Source organism: Bacillus siamensis KCTC 13613 (genome assembly GCF_000262045.1).
GTDB classification, from domain to species: Bacteria; Bacillota; Bacilli; order Bacillales; family Bacillaceae; genus Bacillus; species Bacillus siamensis.
The window spans coordinates 20,870-35,119 of sequence record NZ_AJVF01000041.1; the positions used below are offsets into that span (position 1 = coordinate 20,870).

The window sequence follows — 14,250 nt, forward strand, 5'->3', positions numbered from 1 at the left end:
GCGCCCTTGGCTTTTTTGATTAAACGAGAGGCCCGCCGGCTTTGGCGATTGAGTCTGCATGAGAAAACTTTTTAAAGTTTTCTTTAAACTCATTGGCTAAAAACAGCGCCTTTTCGTTGTATGCTTTTTTATCGCTCCATGTGTTTTCAGGCTGAAGAACCTCATCCGGAACGCCCGGAACGTGAACGGGACTGTGCAGGCCGAAAATGCTGTCTGCCGTCATATCTGTCTGATCAAGTGTGCCGTCAATTGCGGCTTTTACCATCGCTCTTGTATACGAAAGTTTCATCCGCTCTCCGACTCCGTACCCTCCGCCGGTCCAGCCTGTGTTGACCAGGAAGACTTGAGCGCCGTGCTCGTCGATTTTATGCCCGAGCATTTCGGCATAGACGTGAGCCGGAAGCGGCAGGAAAGGTGAACCGAAGCACGTGGAGAAAGTCGTTTGCGGAGATGTCACGCCGCGCTCGGTTCCTGCGAGTTTGCTTGTGTACCCGCTTAAGAAATGATACATTGCCTGTTCCTTCGTCAGTTTGCTGATCGGAGGGAGCACCCCGAACGCGTCCGCCGTTAAAAAGACGATCGCCTGCGGATGGCCGGCAATGCTCGGCTGCACGATATTGCCGATCATCTCAATCGGATACGCGGCTCTTGTGTTTTCCGTGTAGAAGGAATTGTCGTAATCCGCCTCACCCGTTTTTTCATCAAGCACAACATTCTCAAGAACAGACCCAAAGCGGATCGCACGAAAAATCTGCGGTTCTTTTTCTTCGCTCAGATTGATACATTTAGCATAACATCCGCCTTCAATGTTAAACACGCCGGAGTCTGACCAGCCGTGCTCGTCATCGCCGATCAGTTTCCGGTCCTCATCGGCCGAAAGCGTCGTTTTCCCCGTGCCGGAAAGACCGAAGAACAAGGCGACATCACCTTTTTCACCGACGTTGGCTGAGCAGTGCATCGGCAGAATATCTTGCTGCGGAAGAAGGAAGTTCATAATGGAGAAAATTGATTTTTTCATTTCTCCGGCGTATTCGGTACCGCCGATTAAAATGACGCGCTTTTCGAAAGATACAATGATAAATGTTTCCGAATGCGTGCCGTCCGTCTCCGGATCCGCTTTAAAATGCGGAGCTGAGAGAATGGTAAAGGGCTGTGCTTCCGAATCCCTTTCAGCCGTCTCCGGTCTGATAAACAGCTGGCGCGCGAACAGGTTGTGCCATGCAAATTCATTTACGACTGTAATCGGCAGTCTGTATTTTTCATCTGCGCCTGCGAATCCTTCAAAAACAAACAGTTCATCTCTCTGTTTTAAGTAGCTGACGACTTTGGCGTACAGCTTTTCAAACGCCTCTTCAGAAATGGGCTGGTTCACCGCGCCCCAATCAATTTGATTTTCTGTGCTTTTTTCACGAACAATAAATTTATCTTTAGGTGATCGTCCCGTATATGCACCGGTAGTGGCGCGTACGGCGCCCGTAGATGTCAGTGTGCCTTCATTTCGGGTGATCACTTTTTCGGTAAGTTTTGGCGCCGATAAATTATGATGCACATTTGGACTTGCGAGTAATGCTTGAAGATCTGCGGTTAAATCAACTAATTTCATAAAACCCTTCCTTTGCCGGTTTATTTTTATTTCGCTGAATGTGGAATTAGTATAACACATATATAAAAATAGTCTATACTGTTTATTATTTTTTGTTTGTGTTTTTCCATTGCTTCCTGAAATAAAGGCGCGTAATCGCTTTAATTCATATTGACACTTTCCGCCCTTTTACGATAAGATATTTCATTGAGCGGATACTCTTATCCCGAGCTGGCGGAGGGACAGGCCCGATGAAGCCCAGCAACCGGTTTCTCTGTAAAAAAGCAGGTGAATACACTGTGGGAAACCAAGGTGCTAACCTGATGCAAGGTTTAATATTTCCTTGAGCGATAAGAGTGAAAGGCACACAGACCAAACCCTTTCCTCGAGTGGAAAAGGTTTTTTTATTTCATAAAATATGCCAATTAACATTCTCTGATATAGTATGACATTGTATTAAGAGGGAGCGAGTTCCGTATCATATGAGAAGGTCTTTCAAAAGATCTTTTTTCAGGAGGAAAAGTGAATGAGTAAAAACCGTCGACTATTTACATCTGAATCTGTTACTGAGGGTCATCCGGATAAAATCTGTGACCAAATTTCTGACAGCATCTTAGATGAGATTTTAAAAAAAGACCCGAACGCGCGCGTAGCCTGTGAAACATCTGTAACGACAGGCCTTGTGCTGGTAAGCGGAGAGATTACAACTTCAACATACGTTGACATTCCGAAAACAGTCCGTGAAACGATTAAAGAAATCGGCTACACACGGGCAAAATACGGATTTGATGCGGAGACTTGCGCTGTTTTAACATCAATTGATGAACAGTCTGCGGATATCGCGATGGGTGTCGATCAGGCTCTTGAAGCGCGTGAAGGCACAATGAGCGATGCTGAAATCGAAGCTATCGGAGCGGGTGACCAAGGTCTGATGTTCGGTTATGCGTGTAACGAAACGAAAGAGCTTATGCCGCTTCCGATCTCTTTGGCGCATAAATTGGCCCGCCGTTTGAGCGAAGTCCGCAAAGAAGACATTCTTCCGTACCTTCGCCCTGACGGAAAAACGCAAGTTACCGTTGAATATGACGAGAACAACAAGCCGGTCCGCATCGATGCGATCGTCATCTCGACTCAGCACCATCCGGAAATTACGCTTGAGCAGATTCAGCGCAATCTGAAAGAGCATGTCATTAACCCTGTCGTGCCTGAGGAACTGATTGATGACGAAACAAAATACTTCATCAACCCTACGGGACGTTTCGTAATCGGCGGTCCTCAAGGCGATGCGGGACTTACCGGCCGTAAAATCATCGTTGACACATACGGCGGATATGCACGCCACGGCGGCGGTGCATTCTCCGGTAAGGATGCGACGAAAGTAGACCGTTCAGCGGCTTACGCTGCGAGATACGTAGCGAAAAACATCGTGGCTGCAGGACTTGCTGATTCTTGTGAAGTGCAGCTTGCATACGCAATCGGCGTGGCACAGCCTGTATCTATTTCCATCAATACATTTGATACAGGAAAAGCTTCTGAAGAGAAACTGATCGAAGTCGTACGGAATAACTTCGACCTGAGACCTGCCGGCATTATTAAAATGCTTGATCTGCGCCGTCCGATCTATAAGCAGACTGCCGCTTACGGCCACTTCGGACGTCACGATGTGGATCTTCCTTGGGAGCGTACTGACAAGGCGGATGCGCTTCGCAAAGAAGCACTAGGAGAATAATTTTATAGCCGCTTATTTAAGCGGCTTTCCCTTTTTGCAGATGCTGCCATGCTTATTTTTTACATAGCGTGAAACCAATGGCGTAACAAAGCGTCTATAAAAAGGGGGTTCAATTAGAAAATTACACTTATGGAGGCTATACTATGTGTGGATTTGTCGGTGTTTTTAATAAGCATCCATTAACTCAAACCGCAGATCAAGAAGAGCTAATCAAACAAATGAACCAAATGATCGTTCACCGCGGTCCTGACAGCGATGGGTATTATCATGATGAGCACGTCGGATTCGGCTTCAGACGGCTCAGTATTATTGACGTAGAAAACGGCGGACAGCCTTTATCATATGAAGATGAGAAATATTGGATCATTTTTAACGGCGAAATCTATAACTACATTGAATTGAGAGAAGAGCTTGAAGCGAAAGGCTACACTTTCAATACAGATTCCGATACAGAGGTGCTCCTTGCGACATACCGTCATTATAAAGAAGAAGCTGCTTCAAAGCTTCGCGGAATGTTTGCGTTTTTAATCTGGAACAAAACTGACCGTGTCATGTACGGCGCGAGAGACCCGTTCGGCATTAAACCGCTGTATTACACAACCATCGGGGACAAAGTGTATTTTGCATCTGAAAGAAAAAGTTTAATGGCCGCTCAAAACGGTATTGATCTCGATAAAGCTTCTTTACAGCAATATATGTCTTTCCAATTCGTCCCTGAACCGAGCACGCTTGACGCTGAAGTGAAAAAAGTCGAGCCGGGCAGCCAGTTTACGATCCGCCCGGAAGGCGAAATCGCGTTTAAAACGTATTTCAAAGCGAACTTTAAGCCTGTTCAGTCCGATGAAGATAAATTGGTGAAAGAAGTCAGAGACGCAATCTTTGACTCTGTCAAAGTCCACATGAGAAGTGACGTTCCTGTCGGCTCGTTTCTATCCGGCGGCATCGACTCTTCTTTTATCGTCTCAGTTGCGAAAGAATTTCACCCGAACCTTAAAACATTTTCTGTCGGCTTTGAACAGCAGGGCTTCAGTGAGGTTGACGTAGCGAAGGAAACAGCTGCCGCGCTCGGGATTGAAAATATCAGCAAAGTCATTTCTCCTGAGGAGTATATGAACGAGCTTCCGAAAATCGTCTGGCACTTTGATGACCCGCTTGCAGATCCGGCGGCGATTCCTTTGTATTTTGTCGCGAAAGAAGCGAAAAAGCATGTAACGGTTGCATTATCCGGGGAAGGCGCGGACGAGCTGTTCGGCGGGTACAATATTTACCGCGAACCGCTGTCGCTTAAACCGTTTGAACGCATTCCGTCCGGTCTGAAAAAAATGCTTCTTCATGTGGCGTCCGTCATGCCGGAAGGAATGAGAGGAAAAAGCCTCTTAGTCCGCGGCTGCACACCGCTTGAGGACCGTTATATCGGGAATGCGAAGATTTTTGAAGAGCCTGTGAAAAAACAGCTGCTCAAACATTACAACCCAGAGCTTTCATACCGGGATGTTACGAAGCCGTACTTTACGGAAAGCCGTTCATACAGCGACATTAATAAAATGCAGTATGTCGACATTCACACGTGGATGCGCGGCGACATCCTGTTAAAGGCTGACAAAATGACGATGGCCAATTCATTGGAGCTGCGCGTGCCGTTCCTTGATAAAGTCGTGTTTGACGTGGCATCTAAAATTCCGGATGAACTGAAAACGAAAAACGGCACGACGAAATACCTTCTGCGTAAAGCCGCTGAAGGAGTTGTGCCTGATCATGTGCTGAACCGTAAAAAACTCGGTTTCCCTGTGCCGATCCGCCACTGGCTGAAAAATGAAATGAACGAATGGGTGCGCAACATCATTCGTGAAAGTGAAACAGACGCTTATATTGAAAAGGATTATGTCCTTCAGCTTCTGGAAGATCATTGCGCAGACAGAGCGGACAACAGCCGCAAAATCTGGACCGTGCTGATCTTCATGATCTGGCACAGCATCAATGTCGAAAAAAGACTGGTGCCGGAAGAGCTGAATCATCAGCCGAAAGAAGTCATTTTCGTTTAATCCAAAAGGCTTTCGATGTTATCGAAAGCCTTTTTTCTATTGTTTTATGCAAACCGTCTATTCCGCTATGTTTTCAGTAAAGTATTACGCAATATTCAGAAAAAGGTTATAATAGGACTAATCGGGCAGATGCCGGAAAGTGCTTTCTGGCTATTTCGTCTCGGTTTGTTACTTTTCTGTCAAAATCAGGGGGGAGAGTTATGCAAAACAAAGGAAAAACGCTTCACCGCGGTTTGGAAGAGAGGCATATCTCGCTTATGTCTTTGGGCGCCGCGATAGGGGTCGGACTGTTTCTCGGGTCAGCTTCTGCCATAAAGCTTGCAGGACCGGGGATTTTAGCCGCTTACGCCTGCAGCGGGCTGATTATGTTTTTTATTATGCGGGCATTAGGGGAAATGGCGATTCAAAAGCCTGTTGCCGGCTCATTCAGCCGCTATGCAAGAGATTATCTCGGACCGCTGGCCGGTTTTTTAACAGGCTGGAATTATTGGTTTTTATGGGTCGTTACCTGTATGGCGGAAATCACCGCGGTCGGCATTTATATGGGCTACTGGTTCCCTGACGTGCCGTCATGGATCTGGGCGCTTTGTGCACTCGTCATTATGACAGCTGTCAACTTTCTGGCGGTCAAAGCGTATGGTGAACTTGAGTTCTGGTTTGCGCTCATTAAAGTCTTGGCGATTCTGTCAATGATTGCGATCGGTCTGGTGATGATCGTATTCGGTCTCGGAAACGGAGGCGTCGCGCTTGGAATCAGCAATTTATGGAGCAACGGCGGCTTTTTCCCGAATGGGATTAAAGGGGTGCTGCTGTCGCTGCAAATGGTCATGTTTGCATATCTCGGAATTGAGCTGATCGGTGTCACAGCCGGTGAGGTCAAAAATCCGGAAAAATCATTGGCGCGGGCCATTGATACTGTTTTTTGGCGCATTCTCATTTTTTACGTCGGAGCTTTATTTGTCATTATGTCAATTTATCCGTGGCAGGAAATCGGTTCAGGCGGAAGTCCGTTTGTTTTGACATTTGAAAAAATCGGAATTCCCGCAGCAGCCGGAATCATTAATTTTGTCGTTTTGACGGCGGCTCTTTCTTCCTGCAACAGCGGGATCTTCAGCACGGGGCGTATGCTGTTTAATCTTGCGGAGCAAAATGAAGCCCCGAAAGCCTACGGCACGGTCACAAAAGGCGGCGTGCCGGGAAAAGCGGTATTGGTTTCAGCGGGTGCGTTATGCATCGGCGTTCTGCTGAACTACGTGGTGCCGGCGAAAGTGTTTACGTGGGTGACAAGCATTGCGACGTTCGGAGCAATTTGGACATGGGCGATTATTTTGCTTTCCCAAATGAAATACCGTAAAAGTTTACAGCCGGAAGAACGGAAAAAACTGAAATATAAAATGCCTTTATACCCTTTTTCCTCATACATCTCACTGGCTTTTCTCGCATTTGTCGTTGTGCTGATGGCTTTTGATGCAGAAACCAGGGTGGCTGTCATCATCGGCCCTGTCTGGTTCGGCATTTTATTAGCAGCCTATTACGGGAAAGGCTTCCACAAAAGAAAACACATAAACCTGGAAAACGGACAGACATTCGCCGAAAAAGCGTAAAAAAAGAGCCCGCTGAAATGGGCTCTTTTTTCATAGGATCGGGTAAAAGGGGGAAGAATAAAACAAATTCCTGAACATTTTGCTACTGTTTCCTGACAATCAGGGGAACGCAAATGGTTATTACTTAAATAATATTTTGAAAAATGGTACAGTAGTAAAACAAAGCTGATCTTTTTTATTTCTCTTGCAGTGTTTTATAGTATCGGCCTTTTTCAACATATTCCGTTCTGATTCTTTCCATGTCCCGTATGTCTTCTTCTGTAAGCAGGCGGATGACCTTTGCGGGCCGGCCGAACGCAAGACAGCCGGGAGGAATGGTTTTGCCCGGGGGAATGAGACTTCCGGCGCCGATAAACGCGCCTTCTCCGATTTCCGCCCCGTCCAGAATGACGGAGCCCATACCGATTAAAGCATTCTTTCTGATGACTGCGCTGTGCAGTGTAACCTGATGGCCGATCGTGACGTCATCTTCAATAAGAAGCGGGCGGCCGGGACTTTGATGCAGACAGCTCAAGTCTTGTATGCTGACTCTTTTTCCGATCCTTGTCGGCGCAACATCCCCGCGGATGACGGCTGAGAACCAAATGCTTGATTGTTCTCCGATCACGACGTCACCCGTAATGACGGCGTTATCCGCGATAAACGCATCAGGATGTATATCCGGCGTAAATTGTTTATAAGGGTAGATTATCATGTCTCATCCTTCTTTCTTTAAATTTATGTAAGAGGTGAACTGCATGTGGACTTGGAAAGCAGACAGGCCCGTCGGTACCATTGTCATCATCCACGGGGCAAGCGAATATCACGGGCGTTATAAATGGCTCGTTGAAATGTGGAGATCTTCCGGATATAACGTGGTGATGGGCGATTTGCCGGGTCAGGGAACATCCACCCGCGCCAGAGGGCATATTCGCTCTTTCCAAGAATACATTGATGAAGTAGATATATGGATTGATCAAGCGAGAATGCTTGAAGCACCCGTTTTCCTTTTGGGCCACAGCATGGGCGGACTGATTGCGATAGAATGGTTTAAGCAGCAGAGAAATCCCCGCATTACGGCACTCATTTTATCATCACCTTGTCTCGGGCTGCAAATAAAAGTCAATAAAGTGCTTGATTTTGCGTCTAAAGGGCTGAATGTCCTCGCTCCGTCCATCAGAGTGGACTCCGGTTTATCACCTGATATGGCGACGAGGAATGCGGACATGATTGAAGCGGATCAAAACGATTCTTTATATGTCACGAAAGTATCTGTAAGATGGTACAGAGAGCTTATAAAAACGATTGATGCCGCTATGGCGCCGACTGATGCGTTTTTAAAGGTGCCGCTTTTGCTGATGCAGGGCGGTGATGACAAAATCGTCGATAAAATGAAAGTCCGCAAATGGTTTTCCGGTGTGGCTTCCCATAATAAGTCTTACCGGGAGTGGGAAGGGCTTTATCATGAAATTTTCAATGAACCGGAAAGAGAAGCTGTGTTTAAGGCGGCGAAAGCCTTTACAGATCAGTATATTTGAATTCGCTGGGGGTGCATATGTTGACAGTACCGGAACATCCTTTTAACCTTATGGCAAAAGTGTATCGGGAAATTTTTCCGCTCGTTCATCAGGAATTGAATATGTGGCGGGAAAAATCAGATTCCATTAAAAATACCGAGCTGCGGCAGCAGGCGGCCGCAAGTATCCGTGATAAATCGTTTCATTGTGAAGGCGGCGGCATTTTAGCACTGCTGTCGGGAGAGCAAAAAGAGAAGTGCGTGCAATTTATCATCGCGTATCAGACGATCAGTGATTATCTGGACAATCTGTGCGACCGCAGCACATCGCTTGACCCGGAGGATTTCCGCATGCTTCACCTTTCCATGCGTGACGCGCTGACGGTCGGTGCAGAGGTGCAGCCGTACTATCAGTACAGAGAGGAGCAGGATGACGGCGGTTATCTTCATGAGCTGGTCAAAACATGCCAGCGGGTGCTTGGGTCAATAGAACATTACAGCCTTATTAAACCGTATCTGCTTGAGCTGTGCGATTATTATTGCGATCTTCAGGTTCATAAGCATGTCGTAGAACATGAACGCGTTCCGAGGCTTAAAGCCTGGTTTGAGCAGTATCAGTCAAAGCTTCCAGAAATGGAGTGGTTTGAGTTCTCGGCCTGCGCCGGATCGACGTTAGGCATTTTCTGTCTCGTTGCTTATTCATTCCAGCCTGATTTTAACGAACATACCGCTGAGAAAATCCGCAGCAGTTATTTTCCGTACATACAAGGCTTGCACATTCTGCTCGATTATTTAATTGACCAGGAAGAGGATCTGCTTGAAGGCGATTTGAATTTCTGTACGTATTATCAGTCTCATGAAGAAATGATGCAGAGACTGAAGCATTTTATTGAAAAAGCGGATGAACATCTGCACGGCATTCCGCATGAAAACTTCCACCGGCTGATTAACAGGGGGCTGCTCGGCGTCTACTTATCCGATGACAAAGTCGCCAGCCAAAAAGAAATGGGCCGCCTCGCGCGAAAGCTGATCAGAGCAAGCGGAAAAACGTCATTTTTCTTTTATATCAACGGAAGAGCCTACCGCAAATTTCAGAAGATGGCATGGACGAAAAGTTCATAATGGGTGAACTGCGCCTTTCTCATGAAGGCGCGGTTTTTTTATTCTTAGAATGAAACATTGTTTGCGCAGGCATAATATGATACTTTAATTTTATGAAAAAATTAAAGTATTTAGTCATCATAGGATTAATTTCCATGACGGGCGGCTGCTCCGTCATACATGCTTCCGCCGGCTATCATCCCGTATTAATAGCTCACAGGGGCTCTTCTGCGATTGAACCGGAACATACTGCTTTATCCTATGCACGTGCCATTAAAGACAAAGCAGACTATATTGAGATAGACTTAAGGGAGACAAAAGACGGCCATCTGATTGCAATTCATGATAAAACAGTCGATCGGACAACTGATGGTAAAGGATTGACAGAGGATCTGTCTTTGGCTGAGATCAAAAAACTGAATGCCGGAAAAGGAGAAAAGATTTTAACGATTGAAGAAATCATAGAGAAATTCGGACAAACTGCCAATTACTATATTGAGACAAGAGAAAGTAACGGCAGCCTGGTGATGGAAAAGAAGCTGATTGACATATTACAAAAATATAAGCTGATTTCCAGTCATAAAGCAGTCATTGAATCCTTTAGCGAGAAGAGCTTAAAGAAAGTTCGGTCTATGAATAAAAGCGTTCCTCTTGTTCGGTTATTAAAAGATAAAGAGGCTGAGAACATAAATGATAAGCAGCTGCAAGCCATCAGAACATATGCTGATACAGTCGGTCTTAATGCTAAATTAACAAATGAAGCCGCCGTCAAACGTATCCACCACAAAAAGATGAAAGTTCACGTCTTTTTTGATAAGGAAGATGAGCGGGCGCTGACGCCGATTATGCTGAAACAAAAAGTAGATGGGGTATTTACAAATAATCCCGCGTATACACGTAACGTGCTGCAAAAGCAGTAAATAAAAAGAGACATGCGATTTACGCTGTCTCTTTTTTTAATGGTTTCTTTTTTGCCGCAAGGTGCATTGCAAATTTGCCGATCAGCCCGATGACGAAAAATGCGGCAAACCACCAATAGTAGGTTTTTGCGAATTCAAATCCTAAATGTCTTGATAAGATGATGACGAACATGACATAGGGAACACTGGAAAATATGATGCGAAGAATATTCAAACTGCTGCTCCTCCCGGATGTTACGTTTAAACATGTACTTTTTTCCATTATTCATGGTAATGGACTTTCGAAAAAATGTAAACACCATTCACAAAAAGAATCGGCCCGCTTATGACAGGCCGATTCTTTATTTGCCGGCAGATTTCTTTTCAATCGCTATAATAAACGGCGGATCGTTTCGCTGATTGAGAAAGCCGTAACTCAGCACGCGCGCCTTTTCCTGATCTAGGTTTTCGCAAAACTTTAGAAGCGCATTCTTTTCCGTCTTGCCTTCAGGATGACCGTGGTACACAACGAGAACGATCAGCCCGTTTTCCTTCAGCAGTTCAAGGAGCTGTTCGATGGCAGAAATGGTTGAGCGGCCGTTTGTCGTAATGCTTTTATCGCCGCCGGGCAGATAGCCGAGATTAAACACCGCACAAGCCACATGCCCGTGCGCTTCCTTGGGCAGAGCGGCCTTGATTTGATCATGGCTCTTATGGTGAAGCGTGACGCGCGGGCTGAAGGCGGCACCGAGCCGTTCCTTCGTTTTGGCGAGTGCGTCCGCTTGAATATCAAAGGCATGAACATGTCCTGTCTCACCGACAAGGCCTGCCAGAAAATATGTATCATGTCCGTTGCCCATCGTCGCGTCAACCGTGATATCTCCTTCTTGTGCAGCTGACTTCAGCAATTCTTTACTGAAAGGGAGGATATGCATCAAGGTCATAGGGCAGTCTCCTCCCCGATTTTCCTGAAAAGCTTTCCTTGATAGCTTCCGCGTGCTTCCAGCTCTTTTTGAATGGCGCCCAGTACTTCCCACTTGTTGACGCTCCACATCGGCCCGACCATTAATTCGATCGGCCCGTCTCCCGTAATGCGGTGAACGATCATTTCCGGGGGAATGATTTCGAGCTGATCACATACAAGCTGGACATATTCTTCCTGAGAAAGGAATTCAAGCTTTCCTTTTTCATACTGCTTCACCATCGGTGTGCCTTTTAATAAATGAAGCAGGTGAATTTTGATGCCTTGAACATCCAAATCGGCAACCGCTTTGGCCGTTTCCATCATCATGTCCCTGTTTTCGAGCGGAAGCCCGTTAATAATATGGGAACAAACGCGGATGCCGTGTTTTCTCAGCTTATTGACGCCCTCAACATAGCAGTCAAAATCATGGGCGCGGTTAATCAGAAGGGCGGTCCGCTCATGTACGGTCTGCAAACCGAGCTCAACCCACAAATATGTCCGCTCATTCAGTTCGGCTAAATATTCCACCACATCATCGGGCAGGCAGTCCGGACGGGTTGCGATAGACATGCCGACAACGCCGTCAAGCTTGAGTACGGATTCAAATTTCTCACGCAGCTCCTCTACCGGAGCATGCGTATTTGTGAACGCTTGAAAATACGCGATATATTTGCCGTCTTTCCACTTTTCGTGCATGCGGTTTTTGATATCGTGAAATTGCGTGATTAAGTCATCGGCCCGGTTGCCGGCAAAATCGCCGGATCCCGCAGCGCTGCAGAACGTGCAGCCGCCGTGTGCGACCGTGCCGTCCCGATTCGGACAGTCAAAACCGCCGTCAAGCGCGACTTTAAATACTTTATGTCCGAAATGCTCCCGCAGATGATAATTTAATGTATGGTACCGTTTTTCCGTATTTGAATAAGGAAAAGGGTTATTCTCGTTCAATGTTCAAAAAGCCTCCCTCACATCAGATGCATCCTAAAATTGTAGCATGAATGACAGAGAGGAACAATGAAACAATTATGGAACGGTCAAGACGTAATATCTACCTGGCTTTTCTGTTGTTGTTTTAATCTTTTTGGAGATATATCACTGAACAGTGCAAAAATAATTCCTAATATAAGAATTAAACCGCCTGCTTTGAAAGTAATATTAAAACTGTCACTCATTTTTTCATTATATATATTTGAAATTTTTTTCTGGAGGGCGATAACTTCCTTCTTTTGAATATCGAAGCTTCTTTGAACTTTTTCCTTATATGGGTCAGGAGTTACTGAGAGAATTTCATCCTCTTTTTTGTTTAATTCAGCAATACTTTTTTTCCGATCGAAACCTTTACCGTCAGAATGCTTTAAATGGGTTATTATTTCTTTTTTTGCATTCTTGTCAAAAACCTGGTTGTTTTCTACAATTTTAATGGCTTCTTTTTTGGCGGAAACTGTCTGATCATTTATATTCATTGTAAGCACAGATGTAAGTATCGCGATGCCTAGTGCCTGACCAACTGTTCTCATCATATTAAGAATACCAGAAGCAATTCCTACTTTTTCAGGAGGAATAAGTCGTATCCCTGAACTCATAGCCGGACCTATTACAAGCCCTAAGGCTAAGCCGGTCAGACATAATAGAATAATTACTGTTGTTATAGAACTGTCGTATCGTATGTATCCATATAAATATGTTGTGATTGTTAAACCGAGCATTCCTAAGCCCGAAAGCCAAATGCCCCCGAGTTTATCAGATAGCTTTCCGGAAAGGACAGAGGTAAACATAGATGATAGAGCTAATGTAGAAACAATTAACCCCGCTTCTAATTCAGTTTTCCCCATTAAATTCGTGAGGAGTAAAGTAATAATAAGGGTACCGCTTGTTAATCCAAGGCCTTGCATAAAGAGGGTGAAAGAACTGAAACTAAACGTACGTATCTTCAGCATGGATAAGGGAATCATCGGGTGTTTAATTTTAGATTCAATAAAGAAAAACAAACAGAATAATAATACAGAGATTACAAATAGAGTGATAATTAATGATGATGACCAGCCTAAGTCAGATACTTTTGCAAAACCAAAGGTTAAACAGAAAAGAGCTCCGGATAAAATAATAATTCCAATATAATCAATTTTTTTACTTACTGTCTCATCATAACTCTCAGTAATAAAAAATGCTGCTAAAAAAAGAGAAATGAGACCTAAAGGAATATTTATGAAGAAGATAGCTTGCCAATTAAAATTTTCAGTTAATAATCCTCCAAGAACAGGTCCTAAAGTAGCTGCTAATCCTGAGAAAGCCCCCCAAACTCCAATGATCAATCCTTTTTTATTTTGAGGAACGATGGCCAAAGCAATAGGCATTGTAACTGGCACAATGAAAGCAGCAGATAGTCCCTGAATCACTCTAATTGTGATAAGCATTTCAATTGAAGTGCTCAAACAGGCAATAACCGATGTCAAAATAAAAAGTGCTAATCCAAATATAAAAGCTTTTTTTCTTCCAAAATGGTCTGCCAGTTTTGAGGCACCTACTAATAATACTGCAAAAGCTAAAGTATAACCTGTAGCCACCCAAGCTACTTGAGAAAGGTTGCTTGAAAAATAATCCAGCATCTTAGGTAAGGCTATATTTACTATAGTGGTGTCCATTACCGAAATGAATGTACCTAATAATAATGCAGATAACATAATTAATTTTTTGAAATTCAATATACTTCCATCTCCTTTAGATTATAATCTAATTTAATATTCGATATTGATCTAAAAACATGATAAATATAATTTAAAGTGGTGTCAATATTATTCATAGTTTGTTTTTTTATCCACTTTTTTAAAAACTTATTT

At 44.6% G+C, this 14,250-nt stretch carries 12 protein-coding genes and 1 riboswitch; of the genes, 6 read left to right on the forward strand and 6 right to left on the reverse strand.

Annotated features, from left to right (window positions below; genetic code table 11):
* Positions 1-19: 19 nt before the first annotated feature.
* Positions 20-1,603 carry a phosphoenolpyruvate carboxykinase (ATP) gene (gene pckA / locus Y79_RS0115415; protein ID WP_016938484.1) on the reverse strand — a complete coding sequence of 528 codons (1,584 nt, stop codon included), beginning with the start codon at positions 1,601-1,603 and terminating at the stop codon, positions 20-22.
* Between the two features lie 197 nt (positions 1,604-1,800).
* A riboswitch (SAM riboswitch) is annotated at positions 1,801-1,939 on the forward strand.
* 169 nt (positions 1,940-2,108) lie between these two features.
* Between pckA and metK the strand changes: the two genes are divergently transcribed.
* The 3 genes from metK to alaP all read left to right on the forward strand — a co-directional run bounded on the left by metK (position 2,109) and on the right by alaP (position 6,957).
* Positions 2,109-3,311, forward strand: coding sequence for a methionine adenosyltransferase (gene metK, locus Y79_RS0115420; RefSeq protein ID WP_016938485.1), 1,203 nt, complete (start codon positions 2,109-2,111; stop codon positions 3,309-3,311).
* Between the two features lie 143 nt (positions 3,312-3,454).
* Positions 3,455-5,353: an asparagine synthase (glutamine-hydrolyzing) gene (asnB, locus tag Y79_RS0115425; protein ID WP_016938486.1), complete on the forward strand. Its 1,899-nt coding sequence runs from the start codon at positions 3,455-3,457 to the stop codon at positions 5,351-5,353.
* A 200-nt stretch (positions 5,354-5,553) separates the two neighbouring features.
* Entirely contained in the window at positions 5,554-6,957 is a 1,404-nt protein-coding gene (gene alaP, locus Y79_RS0115430; RefSeq protein ID WP_016938487.1) for an alanine permease AlaP, read from the forward strand.
* 175 nt (positions 6,958-7,132) lie between these two features.
* Here alaP and Y79_RS0115435 read toward each other — a convergent pair whose 3' ends face one another.
* Positions 7,133-7,648, reverse strand: coding sequence for a gamma carbonic anhydrase (locus Y79_RS0115435; RefSeq protein ID WP_029575343.1), 516 nt, complete (start codon positions 7,646-7,648; stop codon positions 7,133-7,135).
* Positions 7,649-7,694: 46 nt separating this feature from the next.
* On the opposite strand from Y79_RS0115435, the gene Y79_RS0115440 reads away from it, so the two are divergent.
* From Y79_RS0115440 to Y79_RS0115450, 3 genes are all read left to right on the forward strand, one after another.
* A complete protein-coding gene (locus tag Y79_RS0115440) occupies positions 7,695-8,474 on the forward strand; it encodes an alpha/beta hydrolase (RefSeq protein WP_016938489.1) in 780 nt (259 codons plus the stop codon).
* 20 nt (positions 8,475-8,494) lie between these two features.
* Positions 8,495-9,574, forward strand: a complete 1,080-nt coding sequence (locus tag Y79_RS0115445) for a tetraprenyl-beta-curcumene synthase family protein (RefSeq protein ID WP_029575344.1) — start codon at positions 8,495-8,497, stop codon at positions 9,572-9,574.
* Between the two features lie 92 nt (positions 9,575-9,666).
* Positions 9,667-10,473 carry a glycerophosphodiester phosphodiesterase family protein gene (locus tag Y79_RS0115450; RefSeq protein ID WP_029575345.1) on the forward strand — a complete coding sequence of 269 codons (807 nt, stop codon included), beginning with the start codon at positions 9,667-9,669 and terminating at the stop codon, positions 10,471-10,473.
* Between the two features lie 19 nt (positions 10,474-10,492).
* Here the strand turns inward: Y79_RS0115450 and Y79_RS0115455 are convergent, their stop codons facing one another.
* The 4 genes from Y79_RS0115455 to Y79_RS0115470 all read right to left on the reverse strand — a co-directional run bounded on the left by Y79_RS0115455 (position 10,493) and on the right by Y79_RS0115470 (position 14,115).
* On the reverse strand, positions 10,493-10,687 hold the full coding sequence (locus Y79_RS0115455) for a hypothetical protein (RefSeq protein WP_003152265.1): 195 nt from the start codon (positions 10,685-10,687) through the stop codon (positions 10,493-10,495).
* Between the two features lie 127 nt (positions 10,688-10,814).
* On the reverse strand, positions 10,815-11,396 hold the full coding sequence (gene mnmM, locus Y79_RS0115460) for a tRNA 5-(aminomethyl)-2-thiouridylate-methyltransferase MnmM (RefSeq protein WP_016938492.1): 582 nt from the start codon (positions 11,394-11,396) through the stop codon (positions 10,815-10,817).
* The gene (gene mnmL / locus Y79_RS0115465) at positions 11,393-12,361 is read right to left on the reverse strand and encodes a tRNA modification radical SAM protein MnmL/YtqA (protein ID WP_016938493.1); all 969 of its coding nucleotides are present in this window, start codon (positions 12,359-12,361) and stop codon (positions 11,393-11,395) included. Before mnmL ends, mnmM begins: the two co-directional genes overlap by 4 nt.
* Positions 12,362-12,447: 86 nt before the next feature.
* On the reverse strand, positions 12,448-14,115 hold the full coding sequence (locus Y79_RS0115470) for an MFS transporter (RefSeq protein WP_016938494.1): 1,668 nt from the start codon (positions 14,113-14,115) through the stop codon (positions 12,448-12,450).
* Positions 14,116-14,250: the final 135 nt, after the last annotated feature.

Bases quoted from the DNA above. Each gene is read 5' to 3' on its own strand.
- pckA (WP_016938484.1), bottom strand. From the start codon at position 1,603: ATGAAATTAGTTGATTTAACCGCAGATCTTCAAGCATTACTCGCAAGT.
- metK (WP_016938485.1), top strand. From the start codon at position 2,109: ATGAGTAAAAACCGTCGACTATTTACATCTGAATCTGTTACTGAGGGT.
- asnB (WP_016938486.1), top strand. From the start codon at position 3,455: ATGTGTGGATTTGTCGGTGTTTTTAATAAGCATCCATTAACTCAAACC.
- alaP (WP_016938487.1), top strand. From the start codon at position 5,554: ATGCAAAACAAAGGAAAAACGCTTCACCGCGGTTTGGAAGAGAGGCAT.
- Y79_RS0115440 (WP_016938489.1), top strand. From the start codon at position 7,695: ATGTGGACTTGGAAAGCAGACAGGCCCGTCGGTACCATTGTCATCATC.
- Y79_RS0115450 (WP_029575345.1), top strand. From the start codon at position 9,667: ATGAAAAAATTAAAGTATTTAGTCATCATAGGATTAATTTCCATGACG.
- mnmM (WP_016938492.1), bottom strand. From the start codon at position 11,396: ATGACCTTGATGCATATCCTCCCTTTCAGTAAAGAATTGCTGAAGTCA.